Origin of the sequence: Streptomyces sp. MS06 (assembly GCF_047200655.1) — a bacterium.
Lineage (GTDB): Bacteria > Actinomycetota > Actinomycetes > Streptomycetales > Streptomycetaceae > Streptomyces.
In genome coordinates, this window is the sequence record NZ_JBJZOJ010000031.1 from 45,031 (window position 1) to 71,332 (window position 26,302).

Consider the following 26,302-nt stretch of genomic DNA (forward strand, 5'->3'; position numbering starts at 1 on the left):
TGCCGAGAGTGCGCGCCGGACGCCACTCCCCGACTCGACTCCCACCTCTGCCAGTTGTCGGGCGTCCGCACCCGGGGCTCGAACGCCGGTACGTCCAGCTCCCCTTCGAGGGCGCAGGACAGCTCCTCACTTCGCGTGTGCACATGGGTGCCGACGTCGAAAGCGGGCGGCGCCTCCACCTCGAAGGTGGACGCGGTGCGCGAGTGCGTGCCGGTCACCTTGCCCACGGGTGGACATCGGGAGGGTGCCCATCCGCGGTCGCCCCGGGGAGCGGTGCTCTCTCGCGGGACTACTCCGTTACGGGGAAGGCCGGACCCCGCCGCCCGGGCCCGGCCGCCCGCGGTGGCCGTCGGGAGGCGGTGCCGGCCCTACGGTGTGCCGCTGCTGTGGGCGATGCAGGCCACGTCGATCCGGTCGGCCAGCTTGGCGAGTTCGATGGTCAGTGCGGCCACCGTGTCCTCGTCGAGCCGCTCCTCCCCGCCCTCCACCAGGCGCAGCCACCGACCACCCACCGTCCGCAGCAGCTTGCTCACATCGGCGGCAGCCACCTGCAGCGTCCCGCGGTCGTCGACGATCAGAGGCAGAGTCACTTCGGCGTTCACACCGGGGATCGTAGCCGCGCCGCCGTCACGCACCGTGCCAAACCGTGGTGATGTTGCAGAACTCCCGGATTCCGTGCCCGGACAGCTCACGCCCGTACCCCGAGCGCTTGATCCCGCCGAACGGGAACGCCGGGTGGGAGGCGGTCATGCCGTTGACGAACACCCCGCCCGCCTCCAGGTCCCGTGCGAACCGGTCGGCCTCCCCCTCGTCCCGCGTCCACACGTTCGCACTCAGACCGAACAGCGTGTCGTTCGCGATCAGCACGGCCTCGTCCACGTCGGCCGCCCGGTAGAGGGTGGCGACGGGCCCGAAAGCCTCCTCGCGGTGGATACGCATCTCCCGGGTGATGCCGGCGAGCACCGTCGGCGGGTAGTACCAGCCGTCCCCGTCCGGCCGCCGGCCGCCGCACAGTACGCTCGCTCCGGCCCGCCGTGCGTCGTCGACCAGCTCCTCCAGGTCCTCCCGGCCGCTTTCGCTGGAGAGCGGACCGACATCGGTCCCCTCCTCCATCGGATCGCCCACCTTCAGCGCCCGCATGCCCGCGACGAACCGTTCGGTGAAGGCGTCGTAGACGTCGGTGTGCACGATGAACCGCTTGGCGGCGATGCAGGACTGCCCGTTGTTCTGCACCCGGGCCGTCACGGCCACCTGCGCGGCCCGCTCCAGATCGGCGGACGGCATGACCACGAACGGGTCGCTGCCGCCCAGCTCCAGCACCGTCTTCTTGATCATCTCACCGGCGGTGGAGGCGACGGCCCGGCCCGCCGGCTCGCTGCCGGTGAGTGTCGCCGCCTTCACCCGCTCGTCGCGCAGGACGGCGTCGACCCGGGCGGAACCGATCAGCAGGGTCTGGAAGCAGCCCTCCGGGAAGCCCGCCCGGTGGAAGAGGTCCTCCAGGTACAGCGCGGTCTGCGGGACGTTCGAGGCGTGTTTGAGCAGGCCGACGTTGCCCGCCATCAGCGCGGGCGCGGCGAAGCGGACGACCTGCCAGAGCGGGAAGTTCCACGGCATCACGGCCAGGACCGGGCCCAGCGGGCGGTAGCGGACCCGGACCCGGGACGCCCCCGAGTCGCGCACGTCCGCCTCCGCGGGCTCCTCGTCGGCCAGCAGCTCCTCCGCGTGCGCGGCGTACCAGCGCATCGCCCTGGCGCACTTCGCGGCCTCCGCGCGAGCCTGCGTGAGCGGCTTGCCCATCTCGGTGGTCATCATCCGGGCGACGTCCTGCCGGTCCTCCTCCAGCAGGTCGGCGGCCCGGTCCAGCAGCCGGGCGCGGTCGGCGAAGGTGCTCGTCCGGTACGTGCGGAAAGTCGCCTCGGCGAGCTGGAGGCGCCGTTCGAGCTCCTCCTCGCCCATGGCCTCGTACGTCCTGAGCGTCTCCCCGTTCGCCGGATTCACCGTGGCGATGGGCATGGCTGACCTCCGTGGATGCGGTGTGTCTCGACCTTCCCGCGCGGCGGCCGGTGCCGCAACGCGGGTGCGTCCCCTCAGCGCGGGTGCTCCGCCAAGCGGTCGAGAAACGCGATCTGGGCCCTGACGATCAGCGTGCGGGCCTGTTCCAGGCCGAACCACCGCACCCGGTCGAGTTCGGGGAACTCCCGGATCCGCCCCGAGCGCGGCGGCCACTCCATCCGGAAGGTGCCCGGCACGACCGCCGCCGGGTCGAGGTCGGACTCGATCGCCCAGGCCGTGACCGACTTGCCGCCGGCCTGCCGGACCTCGCCGAGCGGCACGGCCGGCCCGTCGGGCGGCTCCAGTCCGAGCTCCTCCCGGAACTCGCGGCGGGCCGCCTCCCAGGCAGGCTCCTCCGGGCCGTACTCCCCCTTCGGCAGCGTCCACGCCCCGGCGTCCCGCCGGGCGAAGAAGGGGCCGCCCATATGGCCGAGCAGCACCTGCACCCCTTCGCCGGTCCGCCGGAACAGCAGCAGTCCCGCGCTGCGCCGCGCGGTCACGGCCGCACCCGCGGATGGGCGGCCAGCAGCGTCTCGACCGTGTCCGCATCCTCGGGCCGCTTGTCCTCGCGGTAGCGGACGACACGGGCGAAGCGCAGGGTGACGCCGGCCGGATAGCGGGAGGAGCGCTGCAGGCCGTCGTAGGCGATCTCGACGACCAGCTCGGGCCGTACCCGCACGCCCCACCTGCGGTCCTCGACGGTCAGTTCCCGCAGCCGTTCGGTCTGCCAGGCCAGCATCGCGTCGGTCATGCCCTTGAACGTCTTGCCGAGCATCGCGAAGCCGCCGTCCGCGGTCCGGGCGCCCAGGTGGAGGTTGGAGAGCCTGCCGGTGCGGCGGCCGTGCCCCCACTCGGCGGCCAGTACCACCAGGTCGAGGGTGTGCACCGGCTTGACCTTCAGCCAGGACGCGCCGCGCCGGCCCGCGCTGTAGCCGGCCTCGAGCGCCTTGACCACCACGCCCTCGTGGCCGCGCTCCAGGGCGCGGGCGAGGAACTCCTCGGCGGCCCGGGCGTCGCGGGGACCGGACACCAGGGTCCGCCGCACCCGCATCGGCTCCGGCACGAGCCGTGCGAGTTCCGTGTGGCGGTCGGTGAAGGGCAGGTCGAGCAGGTCGCGTCCGTCGACGGCGAGCGCGTCGAAGAAGACGGGGGAGACGGGGACCGAGCGCGCGGCGGACGCCACGTCCACCCGGGAGCCGACGCGGCCGGCGGTCTCCTGGAAGGAGCGGGGCAGCCCGTCCTCCCCGAACGCGATCACCTCGCCGTCCAGGACGAAGCGTTCACCCCGCAGGCCCCGGGCCGCCGCGGTCAGCTCGGGCAGCCGGTCCGTGATGTCGTCGAGGGTGCGCGTGTACACGCGGACGGCACCGCCGTCCCGGTGCACCTGGACGCGGATGCCGTCGAGCTTCTCCTCGACCGCGCAGGCCCCGAGCCTTTCCACGGCCTCGGTGACGGTGGGCGCGGTGCGCGCCAGCATGGGCAGCACGGGACGGCCGACGGTGAGCCGGAAACGGTCCAGCGCCTCCGGCCCGTCGGCGAGCAGCGCCCGGGCCACCGGCTGGAGCGAGCCGGCCAGCATCACCGCGCGCCGCACGTCCGCAGGGGGCGCCCCGGTCGCCTCCGCCAGTCCCTCCACGGCGAGTGCGTCCAGGGCGCCCTGCCGGACCTCACCGGTGATCAGCCCGGTCAGGAAGCGCTGCTCGTCCCGGGTGGCCGCCGCCATCAGCGCGTCGACCAGCCGTGCGCGCTCCGCCTGCGAACCGGCGCCGGACGATCCGCCCACCTCCGAGAGACGTGCGTCCACCTCGCGCACCGTCAGCGTCGGCTCGGCCGCGGGCGGCACGGGCCGGCCGAGCACCTTCCAGCCGACCCCCAGCCGGCCCTGCGGCAGCCGTCCGGCCAGATAGGGGACGACGATCGGTACGTCGTCCGCCTCCACGTCCCGGAACAGCTCGGCGAGCAGCGCGGTCTTGCGGGACCGGGCGGCGGTGGCGGCGACCTCCCGGGACACGTCGGCGAGCCGGTGCAGCAGCATGGAGCCATGGTGCACCGAAGGCGCCGGAGCCACACCCGGTGCCGCCGCCCGCGCGGCGGACCCGACCGGCCGAAACCGGTGCGGCTGTTCCCCGATCGACAAGCGACCGCTTAGTATGCGAAGCGATCCCGGACGGACGACCCAGTCGGTGGAGGCTTCGCATGCAGGCATGGCAGGTGCACGAGAACGGCGAGCCGAGCGAGGTGATGCGCCTCGAGGACGTCGGACGGCCCGTCCCCGGTGACGGCCAGGTCCTGCTGAGGGTCCGCGCCGCCAACATCAACTTCCCGGACGCCCTGCTGTGCCGGGGCCAGTACCAGGTCCGCCCGCCGCTGCCGTTCACACCGGGCGTGGAGATCTGCGGCGAGACCGAGGACGGGCGCCGGGTGCTCGCCAACCCGGCGCTGCCGCACGGCGGCTTCGCCGAGTACGCCGTCGCCGACGCCCGCGCCCTGCTGCCCGCTCCCGACGCCCTCGACGACGCGGAGGCCGCCGCGCTGCACATCGGCTACCAGACCGGATGGTTCGCCCTGCACCGGCGGGCAGCGCTGCAGGCCGGGGAGACGCTGCTCGTCCACGCCGCCGCGGGCGGCGTCGGCAGTGCGGCCGTCCAGCTCGGCAAGGCGGCCGGAGCCACGGTGGTCGGCGTCGCCGGCGGAGCCGCCAAGGCCGCCGTCGCCCGCGAGCTGGGCTGCGACGTGGTGATCGACCGGCGCACCGAGGACGTGGTCGCCGCCGTCAAGGAGGCCACCGGCGGGCGCGGCGCCGACGTGGTCTTCGATCCCGTGGGCGGCGACGCCTACGCGCAGTCCGCCAAAGCCGTCGCCTTCGAGGGACGCATCGTGGTCGTCGGCTTCGCCGGCGGTGTCATCCCGAGCCCCGCGCTGAACCACGCCCTGGTCAAGAACTACTCGATCCTCGGCCTGCACTGGGGCCTGTACAACACCAAGAACCCCGAGCTGGTCCGGCACTGCCACGAACAGCTCACCGCACTGGCCGACCGCGGCGCCATCCGGCCCCTGGTCAGCGAACGCGTACCGCTCACCGCGGCAGCCGGAGCGGTCCAGCGGGTCGCCGACGGCGTGACCACGGGCCGCATCGCCGTCCTGCCGTCCCTGGAGAACGGAGCAGCAGCATGACCGACGCAGCCGAACTGCGCCGCCGCACGCGGGAACTCCTCGCCGCGCACCCGCCTGCCGAGACCGGGCGCCTGGACTTCCTGCGGGCCCGCTTCGACGCGGGTCTCGCCTGGGTGCACTACCCGCAGGGCCTCGGCGGACTCGACGCGCCCCGCTCCCTCCAGACCGTCGTGGACGCCGAACTGGAGGCGGCCGGCGCACCCGACAACGACCCGCGCCGCATCGGCATCGGCCTCGGCATGGCCGCCCCGACGATCCTGCGGTTCGGGACCGACGAGCAGAAGCAGCGCTTCCTGCGCCCGCTGTGGACGGGCGAGGAGGTGTGGTGCCAGCTGTTCAGCGAGCCCGGCGCCGGCTCCGACCTGGCGGCGCTCGGCACCCGGGCCGTCCGGGAGCACGAAGGCGCCCCCGGCCCGGACGGAACCGGGAGCGGGGGAGGCTGGGTGGTGAACGGCCAGAAGGTGTGGACCTCCAGCGCCCATGTCGCCCGCTGGGCCATCCTCATCGCCCGCACCGACCCGGACCTGCCCAAGCACCGGGGCATCACCTACTTCCTCTGCGACATGACCGACCCCGGCGTCGAGGTCCGGCCGCTGCGGCAGATCACCGGCGAGGCCGAGTTCAACGAGGTGTTCCTCACCGACGTCCGCATCCCCGACGACCGCCGCCTGGGCGAGGTCGGCGACGGCTGGCGGGTCGCCCAGACGACCCTGATGAACGAGCGCGTCTCCATCGGAGGCATGCGCCTGCCCCGTGAGGGCGGCATGATCGGGCCGATCGCGAAGACCTGGCGCGAGCGCCCCGAACTGCGCACCCACGACCTGCACCAGCGCCTGCTGAAGCTGTGGGTGGAAGCCGAGGTGGCCCGCCTCACCGGCGAACGACTGCGCCAGCAGCTCGTCGCCGGCCATCCGGGCCCCGAGGGCTCCGGCATGAAGCTCGCCTTCGCCCGCCTCAACCAGGAGATCAGCGGCCTGGAGGTGGAACTCCTCGGCGAGGAGGGACTGCTGTACGACGACTGGACCATGCGCCGCCCGGAGCAGGTGGACTTCACCGGCCGTGAGGCCGGATACCGCTACCTGCGCTCCAAGGGCAACAGCATCGAGGGCGGGACCAGCGAGGTCCTGCTGAACATCGTCGCCGAGCGCGTCCTCGGCCTGCCCGCCGAGCCGCGCACCGACAAGGACGTCGCCTGGAAGGACCTCGCCCGATGAGCACCCAGCCCGACCTGCTGTACTCGGAGGAGGAAGAGGCGCTGCGCGCCGCCGTCCGGGACATGCTCGGCGACCACTGCGACGCCGCCGGCGTGCTGGCCCGCGCGGAGACCGACGCACCGCACGACCCCGAGCTGTGGAAGACCCTCGCGGAGGGCATGGGCCTGGCCGGTCTGCTGGTCCCGGAGGAACTCGGCGGCCAGGGGGCCACGCACCGCGAGGCCGCCGTGGTGCTGGAGGAGCTGGGCCGCGCGGTCGCCCCGGTGCCCTATCTCACCAGCGCCGTGGTCGCCACCGAGGCCCTGCTGGAGTGCGGGGACGAGACGCTGCTCGGCCGGCTCGCGTCGGGACGCACCGTCGGCGTACTCGCCGTGGCGCTGCACGTGGCGCCGGGCGCCGGCCATCCCGCCGTACGGCAGGTCGACGGACGGCTGTCCGGAGAGCTGACCGGGATCGCGGACGCGGCCGCCGCGGACGTGCTGCTGGTGCCCGCCCAGGACGGCGGCCTCTACGCGGTCGACGCCCGGGCCGCGACCGTCACCGCGCAGACCTCCCTCGACCTGACCCGGCCGGTGGCCACCGTCACCCTCGACGGCACCGAGGGCCGCCGGATCGGCGAGGCCGCCCCCGCAGTGCGCCGCGCACTGCGCGCCGCGGCCGGACTCCTCGCCGCCGAGCAACTCGGGCTCGCGGACTGGGCGCTGACCGAGACGGTCGGCTACCTGAAGGAGCGCAAGCAGTTCAACCGGCAGGTCGGCGGCTTCCAGGCCCTCAAGCACCGGCTCGCCCAGTCGTGGCTGGAGGTCGTCCACCTCCGGGCCGCCGCCCGCAACGCCGCCGACACCCTCGCGCAGGGCGGGGACGACGCGGAGGCGGAGCTGGCGGTCGCCGTCGCCCAGGCATACGCGGGCCCGGTCGCCGTCCGTGCCGCCGAGGAGGCGCTGCAACTCCATGGAGGCATCGGCATGACCTGGGAACATCCGGTGCACCTGTACCTCAAGCGTGCCAAGGCCGACTCGATCGCCTACGGAACGCCGGGCGCCCACCGCGCCGCCGTCGCCGAACTGGTCGGCCTCCAGGCCCCCTGAGCCGGCCGCGCCGCCTCGGCTGAGGCCCGCCCTCCGCGGGGGCGGGCCGGTCCGGGATGGTCCGACACGGTCCGGGATGGTCCGACACGGTCCGGGACGGTCCGGCACGCCGGTCTCCGGACGGAGGGGGCTCCGCCTCCGGGGGCCCGGGGGCGGGCTGCGCGCCCACGGCGCCGGGCGGCAGTGCTCCGGGCCCCGGAGCGGCGAGCGCGTGTGCGACGCGTCGCCGTCGGGCCGTACCCGCGCGGCGGGGCGCGGAACACCACACGTTCGGGGGACAGGTCAGTCGCCCGGACGGACTCGCGGCTGCGCCACACTTGCCGCCGACGCCGCCCACCGGACCTGCCGGGACGGCGGCGTGGCGGAGGAGGCCGAACAATGGCGATTTCCATCTCTGTGGTACTGCTGCTGCTGATCCTCGTGGTGATCTTCGTGCGCAACGGGGGACTGAAGTTCTCCCACGCCCTGGTCTGCCTGCTGCTCGGCTTCTTCCTGGCCGGCAGCAGCATCGCCCCCACGATCCACAGCGGGATCACGGCCACCGCGGACCTGGTCGGCAGCCTCCGGCCCTGAGCCGGGGAGTCCGCGGCCGCCGCACGAGGACTCCGATGCCGTGTGGGCCCCGAGGCCGGCCGGGGGCGGCGAATCGCGGGGCGGGACCCGGGCCGGCCCGGCAGCCGAGCATTCACCGCGACGGGCGGCCGACGTCGTTCCGGCAGGGAAGCCGACCGTGCAGGAAAGCCGACCGTGCAGGACGGCCGACCGTGCAGGGAGCCGTGCGGGCAGGGAGGCGTGTGCGCGGAAGACGTCCGCGGCTCCCGGGGTCAGGGTGCGGGCCACCTGGCGGGGAACGGCGGCCGGTGGACCGCGTTGACGCCACCCCTCCCGGTCGACCCGGAGCGGGCCGGCGGCCTCAGGCGCGTTCGGCCGCGGCCGCGGGATCGTCGAGGACGCCGCGTACCACCGAGTGCGCGGCCCCGAGCAGCGGGCCCTCGTGGCCGAGCCGCGACACCGCCACCGGGCACGCCGGTCCCGCCGTCCGGCGGGCCAGCTCCTCGCGCAGCGCGGACAGCAGCCACGGCGCCAGCTCGGACAGCGCACCGCCGAGCACGACCACTTCGGGATCCAGCAGGTTGACCGCCCCCGTCAGCGCGATGCCGAGCGCCTCACCCGCCTCGCGCAGGGCCCGCCGTACCGCTTCGTCACCGTCCGCGGCGCGTTCGGCGAGCAGCCCGACCCGGCCCTCGCCCGGCTCCATCCCCGCAGCCCGCAGAACGGCCTCCTCACCGGCGTACTGCTCCAGGCAGCCGCGGCCGCCGCAGGCGCAGGCGGGACCGTCCGGACGCACCGGCACGTGTCCCAACTCGCCCGCGAAACCCCGCGTTCCGTGCAGCAGCCGCCCGTCCACGACGATCGCGGCGCCGATGCCGATCTCGGCCGAGACGTGCAGGAAGTCGCGGGGGGTGCCCTCACCGAGCCAGAGTTCGGCCAGCGCACCGAAGTTGGCCTCGTTGCCCACGGTCAGCGGGCAGCCGACCGGCAGCAGCGGACCCAGATCCGTGTCGTGCCAGTCCAGGTTGGGTGCGCGGACGACGGTGCGGGCGTCGCGTGCCACCAGTCCGGGAACGGCGACCGCGAGCCCCGCCGGCCACAGCCCCTCGGCTTCGGTCTCGGCCAGCACCCGGCGTACCAGTTCGCCGAGTTCGCCGAGCACCGGGCCGGGGGAGCGGCCGCGGTTGGTGCCGTGCCGCTCGGCCCGCGCCCGTACCCGGCCGCGCAGGTCCACCGCGCAGACCGCCAGGTGGTCAACCCCCACCTCCGCGCCGATCCCGGCGGGGCCCCGCCCGCTGACGGCGAGCGCGGAGCCGGGTCTGCCCACCCGCCCCGGGCGCTCCGGACCCAGTTCCTCCAACAGGCCCGAGCGGATGAGCTCGTCGACCAGGGTCGACACCGCGGCGCGCGTCAGTCCGATCCGCGAGGCGACCGCGGCCCGGGACAGCGGGCCCTCGGCGCTGACCGTGTGCAGCACCCGCGCGAGATTGCGGCGGCGCATGCCCTGCTGGGTGTCGGGCAGCGCGCGCCCGGCGGAGGTCGGGTGCGCCTCGTGCGGCGGTGCGGTCATGCCGGAGCCAGTCCTCGATCGAAGTGCCTCAGTGGGTTTCCGTCCCCCGCCGGAGCAGCGGGGCCCCGTCGGAGAGTACCCCGGAGATCTTCGCCAGTGCCGCCTCGTCCCGCTCCACGGCCTCCAGCACCGGGCCCCGCGCGGTGTCCCAGCGACGGGCCACCGCTGCCGGGTCCTCCCCGGTCAGCAGTCCGGCGGCCTGGGCGGCGGCACCGAGCGCGACCAGCTCCTTGGCCTCCGGCACCCGCACCGGTCGGCCGGACAGCCGCCGCACGGTCTCCTGCCAGGCCCGGCCCCGCGCACCCCCGCCGATCAGCAGCAGCGGCGCCGAGGGGTCCGCTTCCTCGTCGAGGACCAGGTCGAGCGCGCCGAGCAGTGCGTGCACGGCTCCGTCGTAGGCGGCCTGGAGCAGCTGGCCGGCCGTGGTGTCGTGGCGCAGACCGGTCAGCAGACCGGTGGCGTCCGGCAGATTCGGGGTGCGCTCGCCGTCCAGGTAGGGCAGCAGAGTGGTGTCCGCCGCGGGCTCGACGGCCTCGCGGTCCAGGTGGAGCAGCGCGGCGATCCGGTCGACGGCGAGCGTGCAGTTCAGGGTGCAGGCCAGCGGCAGCCAGTCGCCGCGGGCGTCCGCGAAACCCGCCACGGTTCCGGTCGGGTCCGCCGGACGCCGCCGGGAGACCGCGTACACGGTGCCCGAGGTGCCCAGGCTCATCACCGGCACGCCGGGCAGCAGACCGAGGCCCAGCGCGGCGGCGGCGTTGTCGCCGGTTCCCGCGGCGACCAGGGTGCCCGTGGAGAACGGCAGGTCGTGACGGTCGCGCACGGTGCCCGCCACCTCGCCCGGTCGCACCACCCGGGGGAGCAGGGCGGAGTCCAGCCCGACGCGGTCCAGGATCTCCGGGGCGTACGCCTCCGTCCCCGACGCCCACCAGCCCGTACCGGAGGCGTCTCCGCGGTCCGTCGTGCCCTGGCCGGTGAGCCGCTCGGTGAGGTAGTCGTGCGGCAGGCGCACGGCCTTGGTCGCCCGTGCCGCCTCCGGCTCGTGCTCGGCCAGCCAGGCCCACTTGGTGACCGTGAACGACGCGGCGGGCACGCTGCCGGTGCGCTCGGCCCAGGCCCCGGGGCCGCCCAACTCCTCGGTGAGGCGGCGGGCCTGGGGTGCCGAGCGCACATCGTTCCACAGCAGCGCGGGACGTACCGGCTCACCCCGCTCGTCGAGTGTGACAAGCCCGTGCTGCTGCCCGCCTATCGACACCGCGGCGGCTTCGTGCGCCGCGTCACCGCACTGGCGCAACGCTTCGCACAGGGCCTCCCACCACTGGCGGGGATCGCTCTCACGGCCCGCGCCGGACGAGACCGTGTGGGGGGCCTGGCCGCCGGCGACGACCTGCCCGGTGGCCACGTCCACGACCAGTGCCTTGGTGGACTGGGTGGACGTGTCCACACCGACGACGAGCGGACCCTCGGCTGCTGACATCGTGCTCTCCCTCTTCCGCGGCTCGGCGAGGCGTGCCTGCGAGACGTTTCCTCCAGGACGGCACGGAATCTCTTTCAGGGGGTGCCTTCCCGGACTTGCGAGGGGCATACTAATTTGTAAAGCGCCATGACGAAATAGTCGCCAGCGAGCAAGGAGCCGCGACATGAACCACCAGCCCACCCCCCAGGACAGGTTCACCTTCGGTCTGTGGACCGTCGGCTGGCAGGGCAGGGACCCCTTCGGCGACGCCACCCGCCGGGCCCTCGACCCGGTCGAGTCGGTCCACCGCCTGGCCGAGCTGGGCGCCCACGGTGTCACCTTCCACGACGACGACCTGATCCCCTTCGGGTCCTCCGACGCCGAGCGCGAGGGGCACATCAAGCGCTTCCGGGAGGCGCTGGACGCCACCGGCATGACCGTGCCGATGGCCACCACCAACCTGTTCACCCACCCGGTGTTCAAGGACGGCGCCTTCACGGCCAACGACCGTGACGTGCGCCGCTACGCCCTGCGCAAGACGATCCGCAACATCGACCTCGCCGCCGAGCTCGGCGCCGAGACCTACGTCGCCTGGGGCGGCCGCGAGGGCGCCGAGTCCGGTGCGGCGAAGGACGTGCGGGACGCGCTCGACCGGATGAAGGAGGCCTTCGACCTGCTCGGCGAGTACGTCACCGAGCAGGGCTACGACCTGCGCTTCGCCATCGAGCCCAAGCCGAACGAGCCGCGCGGCGACATCCTGCTGCCCACCGTGGGCCACGCCCTGGCCTTCATCGAGCGGCTGGAGCGGCCCGAGCTGTACGGCGTCAACCCCGAGGTCGGCCACGAGCAGATGGCCGGGCTGAACTTCCCGCACGGCATCGCCCAGGCGCTGTGGGCGGGCAAGCTGTTCCACATCGACCTCAACGGCCAGTCGGGCATCAAGTACGACCAGGACCTGCGCTTCGGCGCCGGCGACCTGCGTGCCGCCTTCTGGCTCGTCGACCTGCTGGAGTCGGCCGGCTACAGCGGCCCGAGGCACTTCGACTTCAAGCCGCCGCGGACCGAGGACCTCGACGGGGTGTGGGCCTCCGCGGCGGGCTGCATGCGCAACTACCTGATCCTCAAGGACCGGGCCGCCGCCTTCCGGGCCGACCCCGAGGTCCGGGAAGCGCTGCGTGCCGCCCGACTGGACCAGCTCGCCCAGCCCACCGCCGCCGACGGCCTGCAGGCGCTGCTCGCCGACCGCACGGCCTTCGAGGACTTCGACGTCGAGGCCGCCGCGGCTCGCGGCATGGCCTTCGAACGCCTCGACCAACTGGCCATGGACCACCTGCTGGGCGCCCGGGGCTGACCTCGCCGGTACGGCCGCGGACCCCGCCCGGTCCGCGGCCGCGGGCCTTCGCGGCCGTCCCGTCGTCGCGGCCGTCCGCTGTCGGGCCCGTTGGGCTGTCGGGTCTGTTCGGCTGTCGGGTCTGTCGGGTCTGTCGGGTTGTAGGGCCCGTTCGGTCGGCGCGACCGTGCAGGTCCGGGGTCGATCGGGCCCGCCGCGGCACCATGCCGCCCCGAGCCCGGCCCCGGCACCCGCGGCAGGCGACCACCCCGAACCTCCGGAACCCGGCTCCCCTGTGCGGTCGGGGCTGGGCTCGGGGATGTGTCGGGGGCGCGCCTCAGGGATCTCTCAGGGTCGAGGTCCGGAACCGTGGGGAGCGCGGAGCCGTTCTCATGACAGACAGCGCCCGTGGCCGCGAAGGAGGCGACGCACATGTCGAGGAACGCGAAGATCGCCGCAGGGGGTGTTGCGGTCGGACTCATCCTGTGGATCTGGCTGCCCTGGTGGGCGGTCCTGCTGATAGTGCTCGGCGTCCCGGCCGCCGCATACCTGACTCTCGACCCCTCGCAGCGGCGCAGGCTGCGGCACGTCTCCCGCAAGGAGATCAGGCGCTGAGGTGCCCCGCCCCGGCACGGCCGTCCGGGCGGCCCTGCCATCGGCGGTACCTCTGACGGTCCGGTCGGCGCCCGGCAGGGGCGGTTCCTTCCGGTGGGAAGCGGTCCGCCCTGTTCCGGGCACCGTCCGCGTCATCCGTTCCGCCGGCCGCGCCGCCCGCGCCGGCCCTCGCCGGCTTGGGCGGCGCCGGCTGCGCGCGTGCCGGTGGCCGCTCCGTCCGCGCCGGCCACCGGCCTGACGCCGGTGGCGTCCGTTCAGCTGGGGCGCACCGCGATCTTCTCCAGGGCTTCCAGCAGGCCCGGCAGTTCCGGTCCGCGTCCGACCGGCACCACCTCGCCGGGTTCGTCGTCCAGCAGCACGAAAGCCATGTCGTCGGTCCTGGCCACCAGAGACCAGCCGGGGCCGTCGGCGCGCAGCGTACGTGCCTCACCCGGGGCGAAGGTCGACCGGACCCGGCCCAGGGGAGGCGGTTCCTCCAGATAGGCCCGCACCTCTGCGAGTACGCGCCGCGCACCGCGTCGCCCCCGCGACATCTCCGCGTCATCGCCGGGCGACTCCGGAGCATTCGGAGCCTCGGCAGTGTCCGACGGGTGGTTCTCTTCGCTGCCGCTGCCGCTGCCGCTGCCGCTGCCGCTGCCGCTGCCGCTGCCGCTGCCGCTGGCGCTGCCGCTGCCGCTGCCGCCCGCGGCCGTCGGGGCGCCCTGCCGTGCACGGTCCGCGGCGCCGTCCGGCCGGGCGAACGCGGCCTCGTCGACCTGCTCCCGCCACACCGACCACTGCACCGCGATCTCGTCGGCACCCAGTCTCCGCTGGGCCGCGCCCCATACCGACACGTCGGGCGGCGTCAGCGCCGGACCGTCGCCCGGCTCGGGGACGGGGTCGTGCGGGGCCGGTAGACCGGGTGCCGCGACGGCGACGGCGAGGGGCCAGCCGGGCAGCGCGGCCACGACCGAGCGCTCGTCGGGCGACAGCTCGTACTCCATGCCGCAGTCCCACGAGGCGATGGCCACCGCGACGAGGGACACGTCGTCGGTGGCGACCGTCCACCGCGCGCCGCCGCCGTCCTGGCCGAGCACCAGGCCGTAGCCGTCACCATGAGGGGCGAGGCCGAGGGCCGCGCAGGCCTCCGGGTAGTCGTCACCCAGCACCGTCGGAAACTGCGCCGGTGTCAGCAGCACCGCGGTGAGCACGTACAGCGCATCGTCCTCGGCGGCGACGGCGCCGTCGTCCGTCCCGGCCATCCGAGCCTCCCCATCGGGTTGGTCCAACGGCGCGCACCCTAATCCGACCGGAGCCCGCTTGTCACTCCTGTGGTTGGCGGTGCGAGGAGGTCTTCGGGACGCCGGTACGAGCGCCGAACGCGCCGTGGCCGGTGCCCGGGTTCGCGGCGGAGGCCCGCCCCGACGCGATCGGCCGCCGCCGGGTTGCCGAGCGGCAGCAGACGTCCGGCCGCCACCGAGCATCAGCCGGCCCGACGGGACGACCGGCGTCAGTCTGGGTTGACAAGAGAGTGTCCGTCAATCCAGACTGACAGGCATGGAAGCGGGAGACATCTCAGAACGCCTCAGGTCGCACGACCCCGCAGTGGGACTGCGGGCCGTCGGTGCCCTGCACCGGCTGGCCGAACAGGTCGAAGCCGCAGCCGTCGCACGGGCCAGGGAGCAGGGCTGGTCCTGGGAGCAGATCGGCGACGCCCTGGGCGTCTCCCGGCAGTCGGTGCACGCCAAGTACGGGAAGTGAGACGATCATGTTCGAACAGTTCGCAGCGGGCGCTCGTGAGGCCGTCACCGCGGCGCTGGGCGAGGCCGCACGGCGCGGCGATCGCCGCATCGGCACCGAGCACCTCCTCCTGGGAGTGCTGCACGAGCCCGGCTCGGCCCGGGTCCTCGGAACCGACCTGGAGAGGGCGCGTGCTGCTCTCGACGCCCTTGATCAATCCGCGCTGGCTGCGGTGGGCGTCGACGTCCAGGGCGTCGAGCGGACGCCGACTCCGCCCTCGCGCAAGCGCACCCCCTTCACCTCCGGCGCCCGTGCCGTCCTCCCGCGCGCCCTGGCGGAGACGAGGAAGGCCGGCAGTCGGCGCATCGCCCCCGAGCACCTGCTGCTCGCCCTGCTCGACTGCGAGCAGCCGGATCCGGTGGGAGAGCTCATGGCGCGACTCGACATCGACCGCGCCGCCGTCCGGAACCGCATCCGGTCGGCGGGTTCCTGAGGCACGGGCTCGCCGGCCGGCGGCCTCCGCCGTCGACCAACTCACCCTCCGGGACGGCCCGACCGCCCGAGGGGTGCAGCCCGCCGGGCAGGGAGTTGCCCGGCGCCGGGTGTCGGCAGCGCCGGTGCGGAGCCCGCCCGGGATCCATCAGCGGTGCCCGGGAGAAGCCGCGGGCTGCCCTGGGTTCTCCCGGACGGCAAGGCTCAGGAACCGGTCGTCCCGGTCGACGTACGACGTCATGCGCCAGCCGGATCCGGCCAGCAGCGGGCGGAGAACGGACTCCGCGCGAAGGTCGTCGGGAGTGATCTGCCGACCGTTCCTCGCCGCGAGCGCCGCCCTGCCGATCGGATGGAACAGCGCGAGCCGTCCGCCCGGGCGCACCACTCGGGCCAACTCCCGCAGGTTCCGGGCCGGATGCGGCAGATGTGAGACGAGCCCGGCGGCGAAGACCGCGTCGAGCGAAGCGGAACGCAGCGGAAGCGCGGAGACGTCGGCGAGCAGCAGCCGTCCCTCGCGGTCCCGGCCGGCCCGCACGGCGGTCGCGAGCATGGCCGGGGTCAGGTCGACACCGACGACGAGGCCGGACGGTCCCACTGCGGTCCGCAGCGGGGGCAGGGCGCGGCCGGTGCCGCAGCCCGCGTCCAGTACCCGGTCCCCGGGCCGCAGCCCGAGTTCGGCCACCGCAGCCGCGTAGGCCGGGCCGTCGTCGGGGAAGCGACTGTCCCAGTCTGCGGCCCGGGCCGCGAAGAACTCCTGCACGTGCCTGCGGTCATCGCTCATGACCGCATGATCGCGCATGCCTCCGCACGAGCGCCCGCGGACGCCTCCCCGCTCCCCGCCGGCCGTGTCCGGGTCCGGGCCCGGGTCCGGGTCCGGGTCCGTCCACCGTCCCCGTGTCCCGTCCGCCCGTTTCCCCGTCCGCCGGCCAGGGTGATGCCGGTCCGGCCGGTTCGGTTCCTCGGCGGGCCGAGGCGCTGTTCCTCAGTCGGCCAGGTTCTTCACCGCGACCACCTTGTCGACCGCCACCCGGACCACGAGTTCTCCCGGTACGGCGTTGCGCGCCCCGTACGCCTCGGCGCGCTCCTCGCCCATGTAGCGTGCGGCGATGCGGGTGGCCCAGTAGCGCAGTTCGTCCGGCTGCTCCGAGACGCGCGCCCTGCCCTGGAGCACCACGAAGTGGAACGGGGGCCGGTCGTCGTCCACGCACAGTGCGACGCGGCCGTCGCGGGCGAGGTTGCGGCCCTTCACGGTCTCGCTGCCGGTGTTGAACACCAACTCGTCCACGTCGAGCACGAACCAGATCGGTGCCACGTGCGGGCTGCCGTCGGCCCGGACGGTGGCCAGTTTGCCGGTGCGGGTTCCGGACGTGACGAACGTCCGCCACTCCTCGTCGGACATCTTCTCTGCCATGCCCCCATCCTCCTTGCCCGACCGCGGAATCCTGCGGAAGGCTGACGGGGGACGTCCTCCTTCAGGAGGAGACGGCACACGGGGAGTCAAGATGGCGCATGATCAGAAGCTCGACTGGCTGCTGGACGATCTGACCGAGCGGGTCGACCACGTACGGCACGCTCTCGTCCTGTCCAATGACGGCCTGGTGACCAGCGCGAGCACCGGCCTCCGGCGCGAGGACGCCGAGCACCTCTCGGCCGTCTCGGCCGGCCTGCACAGTCTTGCCAGGGGATCGGGCCGGCACTTCGGCGCGGGCGCGGTGCGGCAGACCATGGTGGAGTTCGACGACGCGGTCCTCTTCGTCACCGCCGCGGGCGACGGAAGTTGCCTGTGCGTGCTCAGCGGTGCGGAAGCCGACATCGGCCAGATCGGCTACGAGATGACCCTGCTGGTCAACCGGGTCGGCGAACACCTCGGTGTGGACAGCCGGCAGCCCGCGCCCAGCTCGGCGTCGGACTTCTGACCTGCTCCTCCGGCCCCTCCGGGCGGGTTTTCCACAGGCCTGCCGCAGAAGGCGTACGGGTGGTTACCCTGTGTGAGCGGGGTCGGCGCGCTCGTCGCCCTCCGCAGCTCGACGGGGGAGATCCACCATGCCGGAAGCCATCGCGACGGGGACGATCCGCACCGCGCACCGGGTGCCGCCGCACCGCCACCGGGTGCCGCGCAACCGCCCTCACCCGCCGTGCCGAGGGGAGCCGGACCCGAGGGTGTCCTCCCGCGGGTCCCCGCCGTGGCGGCCGCGAGCCTCCGCCCCGCGGCCGCCACGGCCCGGTTCACAGCCGGCCGACCTCGGTGACCCGCACGACCGCGCGTCCCTCCGCGTCGGAGGCCGTCAGATCGACCTCGGCGCTGATGCCCCAGTCGTGGTCCCCGTTCGGGTCGTCGAAGATCTGCCGCACCCGCCACAGCCGGTTCTCCGGCTGCTCCTCGATGATCAGGAGCTTCGGTCCGCGCGCGTCGGGTCCGGTCCCCAGTTCCCCGTACTCGTCCCAGTAGCCGTCCATCGCCTCACCCCACGCGTCGGCGTCCCAGCCGGACTCCGCGTCCATCCCGCCCAGTTCCTCCACCTGGTCCAGAGCGGCGAGCTCGACCCGGCGGAACAGGGCGTTGCGCACCAGCACGCGGAAGGCGCGGGCGTTGGCCGTGACCGGCTTGACCTGGTCGGCCTTCTCCTGGGCCTCCTCGGCCGTCATCTCCTCCGGGTTGGCCAGCTGCTCCCACTCGTCCAGCAGACTGGAGTCGACCTGGCGGACCATCTCGCCCAGCCACGCGATCAGATCCTGCAGATCCTCGGACTTCAGATCGTCCGGGACGGTGTGCTCCAGGGCCTTGTAGGCGCCGGCGAGGTAGCGCAGCACGATACCCTCGGTGCGGGCCAGTTCGTAGAGGGAGACCAGTTCCGTGAAGGAGAGCGCCCGCTCGTACATGTCCCGTACCACCGACTTCGGGGACAGCGGATGGTCGCCGACCCAAGGGTGGCTCCTGCGGTACGTGTCGTAGGCGTGGAAGAGCAGCTCCTCCATCGGCTTGGGATAGCCGATGTCCTGGAGACGCTCCATCCGCTCCTCGTACTCGACTCCGTCCGCCTTCATCGCGGCCACCGCCTCGCCGCGCGCCTTGTTCTGCTGGGCGGCGAGGATCTGCCGCGGATCGTCCAGGGTGGACTCCACGACGGACACCATGTCCAGTGCGTAGGACGGCGACTCCGGGTCCAGCAGTTCGAACGCGGCCAGCGCGAAGGTCGACAGCGGCTGGTTGAGCGCGAAGTCCTGCTGCAGGTCGACGGTGAGCCGGGCGATACGGCCCTCGGAGTCCGGCTCGTCGAGCTTCTCGACGATGCCGCCGTCGAGGAGCGAGCGGTAGATGGCGATGGCCCGCCGGATGTGCCGCAGTTGCTGCTTGCGCGGCTCGTGGTTGTCCTCCAGCAGGCGGCGCATCGCCTCGAACGCGTTGCCGGGCCGGGCGATCACCGACAGCAGCATGGTGTGCGTCACCCGGAAGCGGGAGGTCAACGGCTCCGGTTGGGAGGTGATCAGCTTGTCGAAGGTGTTCTCCGTCCAGGCGACGAAGCCCTCGGGCGCCTTCTTGCGGACCACCTTGCGGCGCTTCTTCGGATCGTCGCCGGCCTTGGCGAGGGCCTTCTCGTTCTCGATGACGTGCTCGGGCGCCTGCGCGACGACGAACCCCTCGGTGTCGAACCCGGCGCGCCCGGCGCGGCCCGCGATCTGGTGGAACTCGCGGGCGCGCAACGTGCGGACGCGGGTGCCGTCGTACTTGGTGAGCGCAGTGAACAGCACCGTGCGGATGGGGACGTTGACGCCGACGCCGAGGGTGTCGGTGCCGCAGATCACCTTCAGCAGGCCGGCCTGGGCGAGCTTCTCCACCAGCCGCCGGTACTTGGGCAGCATGCCGGCGTGGTGCACCCCGATACCGTGCCGCACGTATCGGGAGAGGTTGCGGCCGAACTTGGTGGTGAAGCGGAAGTTGCCGATCAGTTCGGCGATCCGGTTCTTCTCCTCGCGGGTGCACATGTTGATGCTCATCAGTGCCTGCGCCCGCTCCACGGCCTGCGCCTGGGTGAAGTGCACGATGTAGACCGGAGCCTGCTTGGTCTCGAGCAGGTCGGTGAGGGTCTCCGTCATCGGCGTGTACCGGTAGGCGTACGACAGCGGTACCGGGCGGGTGGCCGAGCGGACCACCGCGGTGGGACGGCCCGTGCGGCGCGTCAGGTCCCCCTCGAAGAACGACACGTCGCCCAGAGTGGCCGACATCAGCACGAACTGCGCCTGCGGCAGCTCCAGCAGCGGGATCTGCCAGGCCCAACCGCGGTCCGCCTCGGCGTAGAAGTGGAACTCGTCCATGACGACCTGGCCGATGTCGGCATCCCTGCCGTCGCGCAACGCGATGGAGGCGAGAACCTCGGCGGTGCAGCAGATGACCGGGGCGTCGGCGTTGACCGAGGCGTCGCCGGTGAGCATGCCCACGTTCTCCGTGCCGAACAGCTTGCACAGCTCGAAGAACTTCTCCGACACCAGCGCCTTGATCGGAGCCGTGTAGAAGGTGACCTCGTCCCGGGCCAGCGCCGCGAAGTGGGCACCCGCCGCGATCATGCTCTTGCCGGAACCGGTGGGCGTCGACACGATCACGTTCGCGCCGGACACCACCTCGATCAGTGCCTCCTCCTGGTGGGGATAGAGGGTGAGACCGCGGTCCCGGGCCCAGGACTCGAAGGCTTCGTACAGGGTGTCGGGGTCGGCGGTCTGCGGCAGCTGGTCGATGAGGGTCACGCCCCCATCTTGCCTGCCCTGCTGCCCGATGCGGGAATCGGATGCGGGCGCGATGATCACGACCGCTACCCTGTGTCGCCGACGGAGCGTCAAGGCACCCGGTCAACCGGACCGCGGGGCACAAGGAATGGGGCGGGCGAAGGCCATGATGGGACCAGCACACTCACTGTCGGGCGCCGCGGCCTGGCTCGGCGTCGGAGCGGCGGCCGCCGCGGCCGGGCACGCGATGCCCTGGCCGGTTCTGCTCTCCGGCGCACTGATCTGCGCGGGCGCGGCACTCGCACCGGATCTCGATCACAAGGCGGCCACCATCTCCCGCGCCTTCGGCCCGGTGTCCCGCTGGCTGTGCGAGATCGTCGACGCGCTGTCCGGTGCCGTGTACAAGGCGACCCGGATGAAGGGCGACGGGCGCCGCTCCGGGGGGCACCGCACGCTCACGCACACCTGGCTGTGGGCCGTCCTGATAGGTGCCGGCACCGCGGTGGTCGCGGTCACCGGGGGCCGCTGGGCCGTGCTGGCAATCCTTTTCGTGCACATGGTGCTGGCCATCGAGGGACTGCTGTGGCGGGCGGCCCGCGGTTCCAGCAGCGATGTCCTGGTCTGGCTGCTGGCGGCGACCAGCGCGTGGATCCTCGCCGGAGTGCTGGACAAACCGGGCAACGGATCGGACTGGCTGTTCACCGCCCCCGGTCAGGAGTACGCCTGGCTGGGACTGCCGATCGTGCTGGGAGCGCTGGTGCACGACATCGGGGACGCGCTGACCGTGTCCGGCTGCCCGATACTGTGGCCGATCCCGGTGGGCCGCAAGCGCTGGTACCCCATCGGGCCGCCGAAGGCGATGCGGTTCCGGGCCGGCAGCTGGGTGGAGCTCAAGGTGCTCATGCCGGCGTTCATGGTGCTCGGCGGAGTGGGCGGGGCGGCCGCGCTCAACTTCATCTGACCGCTGCCGCGGCGACCGGTGCGGTCGCCGCCCGCCGGAGCGGGGTGACACCAGGAGCACCCGCCCCGCACGGGGCCTCCCCGGCAGTCACATCCGGCCCTGCGCCGCCCGTGACGGCGCCGGTCGGACATCCGCGGGGTGCCCGGCCGCGTTCAGGCTGCTCCGCCTCCGCCGGAACCGTCGGCGGAGGGCCCGCCCGGTTGGCCGCCGTAGCGCTTCTCGAAGCGGGCGATACGGCCCTCCGTGTCCACGGTCCGCGCCTTACCGGTGTAGAAGGGGTGGCTCTCCGAGGAGATCTCCACGTCCACCACCGGATAGGTCTCACCGTCGTCCCACTCGATGGTCTGTGCGCTGGTCGCGGTGGACCGGGTCAGGAAGGCGTAGCCGGCCGCCCGGTCCCGGAAGACGACCGGGTGGTAGCCGGGGTGCTTGTCCTGCTGCATGGCGACTCCTCGGGTGGCGCTCGGGGCGAGCGGGTCGGACGGGTCGGGACGGGTCGGGACGGATACGACGTCAGCCGGAGAGCGTGTCCTCGTCGACGATGTGCACCGCGGCCTCCTCGGCCGAGGCGGCCGCCCCGTCGATACCGACGTCGCTGGCCACCAGCGCGCTCTCCTCGTCCTCGTGGGTTCCCTCGTCGGGGGCGACGAGCCGGCCGGAGCGCACGCCGCCGACCTCGTTGTCCAGCGGCTCGCCGTCGGTGCCCGCGCAGTCGCCGATACCGTCGCCGTCGGGCACCGACGGGTCGGGCACCTCCTCCGAAAGTCGCTGGTCCAGCGTCTCCCCCCGCCGGCGCTCCTCGGCCGTGACGCCCACGTGGTCCGCCGCCAGCGGTCTCTCCGGGGGAGACCAGCCGCGGTCCAGGGGATCGTCGACGCCGTCGTCCTCCAGGGTGTCCTCCGCGTCGAGCAGGCCGGTGTCCTCGCGCTGCTCGTCCCCGTCCGGCTGGTAGACGTCGTCTCCCCATCCGTGGCCGTCGGCGCTGTTCACGGGTACCTCCAGGTGGTGGGGACGCGCCCGGTCTCACCGTGGTCGGCGGAGGGCCGTCGCCGCACCAGACGGGTACTCCGCCCGCCCCCGGACCGGCGGTCCCGGACGCAGCCTCGGCTGGTGCCGATATCCAGCCTTCCACCCCTTTTCGGCACCGCGCAACGGCACGCGGCGCACGAGTGTGCCGCAGCACCGCCGAGCGCGCCGAGCCCCGGTCCTGCCGGCCGCCTGCCTGCACGGGCGCGGCCGGCGCACCCCGCACCGCGACCGCGGTCACGGGGTCCGGGAAGCGCTCTCGCCTCTTCCTCCTGCCGTGGGTGCCGTCCCGTACGGGTGCAGGGTGCCCCTGGTCTCCCCTGCAGGTCTCCCGTGCAGCCCCCGGTTCCGGCGCCGGTGGCCGGTGCGGGGCAACCGGTGCCGGTCAGCCGTGCCACGACCGCCACAGCGCCGCGTAGGCGCCGCCGGCGGCGACCAGCTCCTCGTGGCGGCCCAGCTCGCTGATCCGCCCGCCCTCCACGACGGCGATCACATCGGCGTCGTGCGCGGTGTGCAGCCGGTGGGCGATGGCCACCACCGTGCGGCCGTCCAGCACCCGGGCCAGCGACCGCTCCAGATGCCGTGCCGCGCGCGGATCCAGGAGCGAGGTCGCCTCGTCCAGGACCAGCGTGTGCGGGTCGGCCAGCACCAGCCGGGCCAGCGCGATCTGCTGGGCCTGGGCAGGGGTGAGCGCCAGCCCGCCCGAGCCGACCTCGGTGTCCAGCCCGGCGGTGAGCGCGCGGGCCCAGCCTTCGGCGTCGACGGCCCGCAAGGCCGTCCACAGCTCCTCGTCGAAGCGCGCACCGGAGCAGTCACCGGTGTCCCCACCCGAGCCGCCCCCGTCCCCGTCGCCGTCCCTGCCCCCGTCGCCTTCCACGTCCCCGGGGAGCCGGGCGCGGTCCACGGCGAGCAGCAGGTTGTCGCGCAGCGAGCCGACGAACACATGGTGCTCCTGGTTGACCAGAGCCACCTGGGAGCGGACCCGCTCGGCGCTCATCCCGGACAGTTCGGCACCGCCGAGGGTGATCCGGCCGGCCCGGGGGCCGTAGATCCCGGCGAGCAACCGGCCCAGCGTGGACTTCCCGGCGCCGGAGGGCCCCACCAGCGCCAGCCGGGTGCCGGGGGAGACCGTGAGGGACACCTCGCGCAGGACGTCCACGCCCTCCCGGTAGCCGAAGCACACCCGCTCGGCCCGCACCTCCCGCCCGTCCGGGACGAGAGTCCCCTCGCCGGTGTCCGGGTCGATGTGGCGGACACCGACCAGCCGGGCCAGTGACACCTGCGCCACCTGCAGCTCGTCGTACCAGCGCAGGATGAGGTCCACCGGGTCCACGAGCATCTGTGCGATCAGCGCGGCCGTCGTCAGCTGGCCCACCCCGATCCTGCCGTGCAGCACGAGCACACCGCCGATCACCAGAACCGAGCCGAGCACGGTCACATGCACGGCGTTGATGGCCGGGAAGAGCACCGACCGGAGCCACAGGGTGTAGCGCTCCCATGCCGTCCACTCCCGGATCCGGCGCTCCGACAGCCGGACACGGCGCTCGCCGAGGCGGTGCGCCTCGACGGTGCGGCCCGCGTCGACGGTCTCGGTGAGGGCGGCTGCGACGGACGCGTACCCCGCGGCCTCGGAGCGGTAAGCCGACGGCGCGCGGCGGAAGTACCAGCGGCACACCGCGATCAGCACAGGCAGGGCGAGCAGCACGGCGGGCGCCAGCGGCGGTGCCGTGACGACGAGCCCGCCGAGGAGGAGCAGCGTCCACATCACGCCGATCGCCAGTTGCGGCACGGCCTCCCGCATCGCGTTGGCCAGCCGGTCGATGTCCGTGGTGATGCGGGACAGCAGATCCCCCGTCCCCGCGCGTTCGAGCACCCCGGGCGGCAGCCCCACGGACCGGACGAGGAAGTCCTCCCGCAGGTCGGCCAGCACCTGCTCGCCCAGCATCGCCCCACGCAGCCGAACCTGACGCACGAACACCGCCTGCACGACCAGCGCCGACAGGAACAGCGCGGTGGTGCGTGCCAGGGGGATGTTCCGCGCGCCGTCCGAGACCCGCTCGACGAGATCGCCCAGCAGCCACGGTCCGACCATCGAGGCGACGACGGCGACCGTGTTGACGGCGACCAGCAGCAGGAGGTCCCGGCGGTGCCGGCGGAACAGTTCGGCTACATAGGCGCGGACGGTCGCCGGGGTGCCCACGGGCAGGATGCCGGCCGTCTCGGGGGAGGCGGGGTCGTACGCCGGAGGCGCCACACCGATCATGCGGTCTCCTCGGTGACTCGTGACCGACGTGTGTCCGCGACTTCGCGGCCGCCGGGTGCCGGATGCCCTCCCGGCGGTGCGGCGGCCCGCCGATGCATCCCGGTCCCGCCGGTACCGCCCACCGCGCCGGGCGAAGCGGTGGCGGGGCCGGCTGCTCCGCCGGGTGAGGTCTCCTCCTCGGCCTCCCGGGTGACCACGGCCCGGTACCGCGGCTCGGTACGGAGCAGGTCCCGGTGCGTGCCGCATGCCACCGTCCGGCCTCCGTGCACCAGCACGACCCGGTCCGCGCGCTCCAGTAGCAGGGGAGAGGAGGTGAAGACCAGCGTGGTGCGCCCAGACCGCAGCAGCCGCAGGCCCGCCGCGATCCTCGCCTCGGTGTGGGAGTCGACCGCCGAGGTCGGCTCGTCCAGGACGAGCACCTCCGGGTCCGCCAGCAGCGACCTGGCGAGCGCGAGCCGCTGCCTTTGGCCGCCCGAGAGGGAGCGCCCGCGCTCGGTGATCCGTGCCGCCATCGGGTCACCGTCGCCGAGCGAGCCCTGCGCCAGCGCCTCCAGCACGTCGTCGCACTGAGCGGCGGTCAGTGCCTCGCGCGCGTCCACGGCACCGGAGGCGGGCACGTCCAGCAGTTCCCGCAGCGAACCGGACAGCAGCACCGGGTCCTTGTCCTGCACCAGCACGGCCGCCCGCGCGAGGGCGAGCGGCAGTCCGTCGAGCGGCACGCCGCCCAGCAGCACCGGGACGGCGCAGTCGCCCGCGTCTGCCGGGAGTCCCGCCCCCGAGTCGCAGGCGTGCCCGCCCAGCCGTTCCGCCAGGAGCCCCGCGGCGTCCGGGTCGCCGCACACCACGGCGGTCAGCAGTCCGGCCGGTGCGAGCAGACCGGTGGCCGGGTCGTACAGGTCTCCGTGCGGCAGGCCGGCCGGCGGGGCGCCGTCGGGCGGCCCGACCGGTGGGGTGCCGGACGACGGGGCAGCGGACGGCGCCCCGTCCGGGTGCGGCCCACCAGGGCCGGTGGACCGTCGCAGCGACAGCACGCGGGCCGCCCGCCGGGCCGACGGCCGTGAGAAGGAGTAGGCCATCGCGATCTCCTCGAAGTGCCGAAGCGGGTAGGCGAGGACCATCACCGAGCTGTACACGGTGACCAGTTGGCCGACGGAGACGCGCCCCTGCCGAGCGAGGTGGACGCCGTACCACACCACCGCGATCAGCAGCAGGCCGGGCATCAGCACCTGCCCGGCCGCGATCAGCGACCACATCCGGGCGCTGCGCACGGCCGCCTGCCGCACCTCCTGCGAGGCTCGGCGGTAGCGGTCCAGGAACAGTTGCTCACCGCCGATGCCCCGCAGTACGCGCAGCCCGGCCACGGTGTCGGAGGCCAGTTCGGTGGCGCGGCCGGCCTTCTCGCGCTGCGCGTCGGCGCGCCGGGTCGCGGACGGCAGCAGCGGCAGGGGGGCGAGTGCCACCACGGGCAGCCCGGCGGCCACGACGAGGCCGAGCGCCGGCTGGTAGACGAGCAGCCCGACGCAGACCAGAAGGGCGGTGAGTGCCGCGGCGGTGAACCGGGAGACGGCCTCCACCAGCCAGCCGATCTTCTCGACGTCGCCGGTCGAGACGGCCACCACCTCTCCGGCCGCGACACGACGGGTGAGTGCCGATCCCAGCGACGCTGCCTGGCGGGCGAGGAGCTGCTGGACGCGGGCCGCCGCGGTGATCCAGTTGGTGACCGCGGCCCGGTGCAGAAAGGTGTCGCCGAGCGCGGTCGCCGCCCCGCACAGCGCCAGCAGCCCGCCGGCGAGGGCGAGCCGGGCACCGGAGCGGTCCACGACGGCCTGGACGGCGACCCCGACGCAGAACGGCAGCGCGGAAACCGCCGCGAAGTGCAGCAGCCCCCAGGCCAGCGACTTGAGTTGACCGCTGAGTTGGTGGCGGCCGAGCCACCACAGGAACCGGGAGCCCGAACGCGTGTCCGGCAGGCCGGGGTCCTGATAGGGAAGGTCTTGGATCCGCATCACGTTCCAGGGGCTCGGACGGGAGGGGGCGCTGGCGTCCGCCGGGCGGGCGCGCCCGTCCGGAGTGC

24 protein-coding genes and 1 pseudogene are annotated in these 26,302 nt (G+C 73.8%); 10 read left to right on the top strand and 15 right to left on the bottom strand.

The features are described 5' to 3' along the window. Positions 1–26: 26 nt before the first annotated feature. The 5 genes and pseudogenes from ACL02U_RS18380 to ACL02U_RS18400 form a co-directional block, all read right to left on the bottom strand. A pseudogene (locus ACL02U_RS18380) lies at positions 27–227 on the bottom strand (cupin); the annotation flags it as partial. A 141-nt stretch (positions 228–368) separates the two neighbouring features. After that, positions 369–602: a DUF6213 family protein gene (locus ACL02U_RS18385; RefSeq protein ID WP_412791940.1), complete on the bottom strand. Its 234-nt coding sequence runs from the start codon at positions 600–602 to the stop codon at positions 369–371. 25 nt (positions 603–627) lie between these two features. Continuing rightward, positions 628–2,013: an NADP-dependent succinic semialdehyde dehydrogenase gene (locus ACL02U_RS18390; protein WP_412791941.1), complete on the bottom strand. Its 1,386-nt coding sequence runs from the start codon at positions 2,011–2,013 to the stop codon at positions 628–630. Between the two features lie 74 nt (positions 2,014–2,087). Then, positions 2,088–2,552: an NUDIX domain-containing protein gene (locus tag ACL02U_RS18395; protein ID WP_412791942.1), complete on the bottom strand. Its 465-nt coding sequence runs from the start codon at positions 2,550–2,552 to the stop codon at positions 2,088–2,090. Beyond that, entirely contained in the window at positions 2,549–4,087 is a 1,539-nt protein-coding gene (locus tag ACL02U_RS18400) for an ATP-dependent DNA ligase (RefSeq protein ID WP_412791943.1), read from the bottom strand. The genes ACL02U_RS18395 and ACL02U_RS18400 overlap by 4 nt, the downstream gene beginning before the upstream one ends. A gap of 161 nt (positions 4,088–4,248) precedes the next feature. On the opposite strand from ACL02U_RS18400, the gene ACL02U_RS18405 reads away from it, so the two are divergent. The 4 genes from ACL02U_RS18405 (at position 4,249) to ACL02U_RS18420 (ending at position 8,101) form a co-directional block, all read left to right on the top strand. Next, a complete protein-coding gene (locus ACL02U_RS18405) occupies positions 4,249–5,226 on the top strand; it encodes an NADPH:quinone oxidoreductase family protein (RefSeq protein ID WP_412791944.1) in 978 nt (325 codons plus the stop codon). Next, complete coding sequence (locus tag ACL02U_RS18410) at positions 5,223–6,440, top strand: acyl-CoA dehydrogenase family protein (RefSeq protein ID WP_412791945.1); 1,218 nt, start codon at positions 5,223–5,225, stop codon at positions 6,438–6,440. The genes ACL02U_RS18405 and ACL02U_RS18410 overlap by 4 nt, the downstream gene beginning before the upstream one ends. Then, the gene (locus ACL02U_RS18415; protein ID WP_412791946.1) at positions 6,437–7,528 is read left to right on the top strand and encodes an acyl-CoA dehydrogenase family protein; all 1,092 of its coding nucleotides are present in this window, start codon (positions 6,437–6,439) and stop codon (positions 7,526–7,528) included. The genes ACL02U_RS18410 and ACL02U_RS18415 overlap by 4 nt, the downstream gene beginning before the upstream one ends. A 378-nt stretch (positions 7,529–7,906) precedes the next feature. Further along, a complete protein-coding gene (locus ACL02U_RS18420; RefSeq protein WP_412791947.1) occupies positions 7,907–8,101 on the top strand; it encodes a hypothetical protein in 195 nt (64 codons plus the stop codon). Positions 8,102–8,441: 340 nt separating this feature from the next. Here ACL02U_RS18420 and ACL02U_RS18425 read toward each other — a convergent pair whose 3' ends face one another. Both ACL02U_RS18425 and xylB read right to left on the bottom strand, forming a co-directional pair. After that, positions 8,442–9,650 (bottom strand): ROK family protein, encoded by a 1,209-nt coding sequence (locus ACL02U_RS18425; RefSeq protein ID WP_412791948.1) that lies wholly within the window; start codon positions 9,648–9,650, stop codon positions 8,442–8,444. 28 nt (positions 9,651–9,678) lie between these two features. Further along, positions 9,679–11,124 (bottom strand): xylulokinase, encoded by a 1,446-nt coding sequence (gene xylB, locus ACL02U_RS18430; RefSeq protein WP_412791949.1) that lies wholly within the window; start codon positions 11,122–11,124, stop codon positions 9,679–9,681. Between the two features lie 163 nt (positions 11,125–11,287). On the opposite strand from xylB, the gene xylA reads away from it, so the two are divergent. Both xylA and ACL02U_RS18440 read left to right on the top strand, forming a co-directional pair. Further along, the gene (gene xylA / locus ACL02U_RS18435; protein WP_412791950.1) at positions 11,288–12,454 is read left to right on the top strand and encodes a xylose isomerase; all 1,167 of its coding nucleotides are present in this window, start codon (positions 11,288–11,290) and stop codon (positions 12,452–12,454) included. Positions 12,455–12,865: 411 nt separating this feature from the next. Then, complete coding sequence (locus tag ACL02U_RS18440) at positions 12,866–13,048, top strand: hypothetical protein (protein WP_412791951.1); 183 nt, start codon at positions 12,866–12,868, stop codon at positions 13,046–13,048. 254 nt (positions 13,049–13,302) lie between these two features. Here ACL02U_RS18440 and ACL02U_RS18445 read toward each other — a convergent pair whose 3' ends face one another. Then, positions 13,303–14,289: a hypothetical protein gene (locus ACL02U_RS18445; protein WP_412791952.1), complete on the bottom strand. Its 987-nt coding sequence runs from the start codon at positions 14,287–14,289 to the stop codon at positions 13,303–13,305. A 295-nt stretch (positions 14,290–14,584) separates the two neighbouring features. Between ACL02U_RS18445 and ACL02U_RS18450 the strand changes: the two genes are divergently transcribed. Then, positions 14,585–14,788, top strand: a complete 204-nt coding sequence (locus ACL02U_RS18450; protein ID WP_412791953.1) for a helix-turn-helix domain-containing protein — start codon at positions 14,585–14,587, stop codon at positions 14,786–14,788. A 7-nt stretch (positions 14,789–14,795) separates the two neighbouring features. Continuing rightward, positions 14,796–15,260, top strand: a complete 465-nt coding sequence (locus ACL02U_RS18455) for a Clp protease N-terminal domain-containing protein (protein ID WP_412791954.1) — start codon at positions 14,796–14,798, stop codon at positions 15,258–15,260. 147 nt (positions 15,261–15,407) lie between these two features. Here the strand turns inward: ACL02U_RS18455 and ACL02U_RS18460 are convergent, their stop codons facing one another. Then, positions 15,408–16,040 (bottom strand): class I SAM-dependent methyltransferase, encoded by a 633-nt coding sequence (locus ACL02U_RS18460; RefSeq protein WP_412791955.1) that lies wholly within the window; start codon positions 16,038–16,040, stop codon positions 15,408–15,410. A gap of 201 nt (positions 16,041–16,241) precedes the next feature. Beyond that, positions 16,242–16,670, bottom strand: coding sequence for a PPOX class F420-dependent oxidoreductase (locus tag ACL02U_RS18465; RefSeq protein WP_412791956.1), 429 nt, complete (start codon positions 16,668–16,670; stop codon positions 16,242–16,244). A gap of 91 nt (positions 16,671–16,761) precedes the next feature. Here ACL02U_RS18465 and ACL02U_RS18470 point away from each other — a divergent pair, with 91 nt between their 5' ends. Then, the gene (locus tag ACL02U_RS18470) at positions 16,762–17,175 is read left to right on the top strand and encodes a roadblock/LC7 domain-containing protein (RefSeq protein ID WP_412791957.1); all 414 of its coding nucleotides are present in this window, start codon (positions 16,762–16,764) and stop codon (positions 17,173–17,175) included. A gap of 310 nt (positions 17,176–17,485) precedes the next feature. Here the strand turns inward: ACL02U_RS18470 and ACL02U_RS18475 are convergent, their stop codons facing one another. Continuing rightward, positions 17,486–19,999, bottom strand: a complete 2,514-nt coding sequence (locus tag ACL02U_RS18475) for a DEAD/DEAH box helicase (RefSeq protein ID WP_412791958.1) — start codon at positions 19,997–19,999, stop codon at positions 17,486–17,488. A gap of 145 nt (positions 20,000–20,144) precedes the next feature. On the opposite strand from ACL02U_RS18475, the gene ACL02U_RS18480 reads away from it, so the two are divergent. Then, complete coding sequence (locus tag ACL02U_RS18480) at positions 20,145–20,939, top strand: metal-dependent hydrolase (RefSeq protein WP_412791959.1); 795 nt, start codon at positions 20,145–20,147, stop codon at positions 20,937–20,939. Between the two features lie 152 nt (positions 20,940–21,091). On the opposite strand, the gene ACL02U_RS18485 is transcribed toward ACL02U_RS18480, so the two are convergent. From ACL02U_RS18485 to ACL02U_RS18500, 4 genes are all read right to left on the bottom strand, one after another. Next, the gene (locus ACL02U_RS18485; protein WP_412791960.1) at positions 21,092–21,382 is read right to left on the bottom strand and encodes a type B 50S ribosomal protein L31; all 291 of its coding nucleotides are present in this window, start codon (positions 21,380–21,382) and stop codon (positions 21,092–21,094) included. Positions 21,383–21,452: 70 nt separating this feature from the next. Continuing rightward, positions 21,453–21,929 carry a DUF5709 domain-containing protein gene (locus ACL02U_RS18490; RefSeq protein WP_412791961.1) on the bottom strand — a complete coding sequence of 159 codons (477 nt, stop codon included), beginning with the start codon at positions 21,927–21,929 and terminating at the stop codon, positions 21,453–21,455. 421 nt (positions 21,930–22,350) lie between these two features. Beyond that, complete coding sequence (locus ACL02U_RS18495) at positions 22,351–24,228, bottom strand: ABC transporter ATP-binding protein (protein ID WP_412791962.1); 1,878 nt, start codon at positions 24,226–24,228, stop codon at positions 22,351–22,353. Beyond that, positions 24,225–26,234 (bottom strand): ABC transporter ATP-binding protein, encoded by a 2,010-nt coding sequence (locus ACL02U_RS18500; RefSeq protein WP_412791963.1) that lies wholly within the window; start codon positions 26,232–26,234, stop codon positions 24,225–24,227. Before ACL02U_RS18500 ends, ACL02U_RS18495 begins: the two co-directional genes overlap by 4 nt. Positions 26,235–26,302: the final 68 nt, after the last annotated feature.

What these genes read in the sequence shown, in the direction of transcription:
- ACL02U_RS18415 (WP_412791946.1), top strand. Translation starts at nt 6,437, where the DNA reads ATGAGCACCCAGCCCGACCTGCTGTACTCGGAGGAGGAAGAGGCGCTG.
- ACL02U_RS18425 (WP_412791948.1), bottom strand. Translation starts at nt 9,650, where the DNA reads ATGACCGCACCGCCGCACGAGGCGCACCCGACCTCCGCCGGGCGCGCG.
- ACL02U_RS18450 (WP_412791953.1), top strand. Translation starts at nt 14,585, where the DNA reads ATGGAAGCGGGAGACATCTCAGAACGCCTCAGGTCGCACGACCCCGCA.
- ACL02U_RS18455 (WP_412791954.1), top strand. Translation starts at nt 14,796, where the DNA reads ATGTTCGAACAGTTCGCAGCGGGCGCTCGTGAGGCCGTCACCGCGGCG.
- ACL02U_RS18460 (WP_412791955.1), bottom strand. Translation starts at nt 16,040, where the DNA reads ATGAGCGATGACCGCAGGCACGTGCAGGAGTTCTTCGCGGCCCGGGCC.
- ACL02U_RS18495 (WP_412791962.1), bottom strand. Translation starts at nt 24,228, where the DNA reads ATGATCGGTGTGGCGCCTCCGGCGTACGACCCCGCCTCCCCCGAGACG.
- ACL02U_RS18465 (WP_412791956.1), bottom strand. Translation starts at nt 16,670, where the DNA reads ATGGCAGAGAAGATGTCCGACGAGGAGTGGCGGACGTTCGTCACGTCC.
- ACL02U_RS18445 (WP_412791952.1), bottom strand. Translation starts at nt 14,289, where the DNA reads ATGGCCGGGACGGACGACGGCGCCGTCGCCGCCGAGGACGATGCGCTG.
- ACL02U_RS18485 (WP_412791960.1), bottom strand. Translation starts at nt 21,382, where the DNA reads ATGCAGCAGGACAAGCACCCCGGCTACCACCCGGTCGTCTTCCGGGAC.
- ACL02U_RS18480 (WP_412791959.1), top strand. Translation starts at nt 20,145, where the DNA reads ATGATGGGACCAGCACACTCACTGTCGGGCGCCGCGGCCTGGCTCGGC.
- xylA (WP_412791950.1), top strand. Translation starts at nt 11,288, where the DNA reads ATGAACCACCAGCCCACCCCCCAGGACAGGTTCACCTTCGGTCTGTGG.
- ACL02U_RS18390 (WP_412791941.1), bottom strand. Translation starts at nt 2,013, where the DNA reads ATGCCCATCGCCACGGTGAATCCGGCGAACGGGGAGACGCTCAGGACG.
- ACL02U_RS18440 (WP_412791951.1), top strand. Translation starts at nt 12,866, where the DNA reads ATGTCGAGGAACGCGAAGATCGCCGCAGGGGGTGTTGCGGTCGGACTC.
- ACL02U_RS18405 (WP_412791944.1), top strand. Translation starts at nt 4,249, where the DNA reads ATGCAGGCATGGCAGGTGCACGAGAACGGCGAGCCGAGCGAGGTGATG.
- xylB (WP_412791949.1), bottom strand. Translation starts at nt 11,124, where the DNA reads ATGTCAGCAGCCGAGGGTCCGCTCGTCGTCGGTGTGGACACGTCCACC.
- ACL02U_RS18420 (WP_412791947.1), top strand. Translation starts at nt 7,907, where the DNA reads ATGGCGATTTCCATCTCTGTGGTACTGCTGCTGCTGATCCTCGTGGTG.
- ACL02U_RS18410 (WP_412791945.1), top strand. Translation starts at nt 5,223, where the DNA reads ATGACCGACGCAGCCGAACTGCGCCGCCGCACGCGGGAACTCCTCGCC.
- ACL02U_RS18470 (WP_412791957.1), top strand. Translation starts at nt 16,762, where the DNA reads ATGGCGCATGATCAGAAGCTCGACTGGCTGCTGGACGATCTGACCGAG.
- ACL02U_RS18500 (WP_412791963.1), bottom strand. Translation starts at nt 26,234, where the DNA reads ATGCGGATCCAAGACCTTCCCTATCAGGACCCCGGCCTGCCGGACACG.
- ACL02U_RS18400 (WP_412791943.1), bottom strand. Translation starts at nt 4,087, where the DNA reads ATGCTGCTGCACCGGCTCGCCGACGTGTCCCGGGAGGTCGCCGCCACC.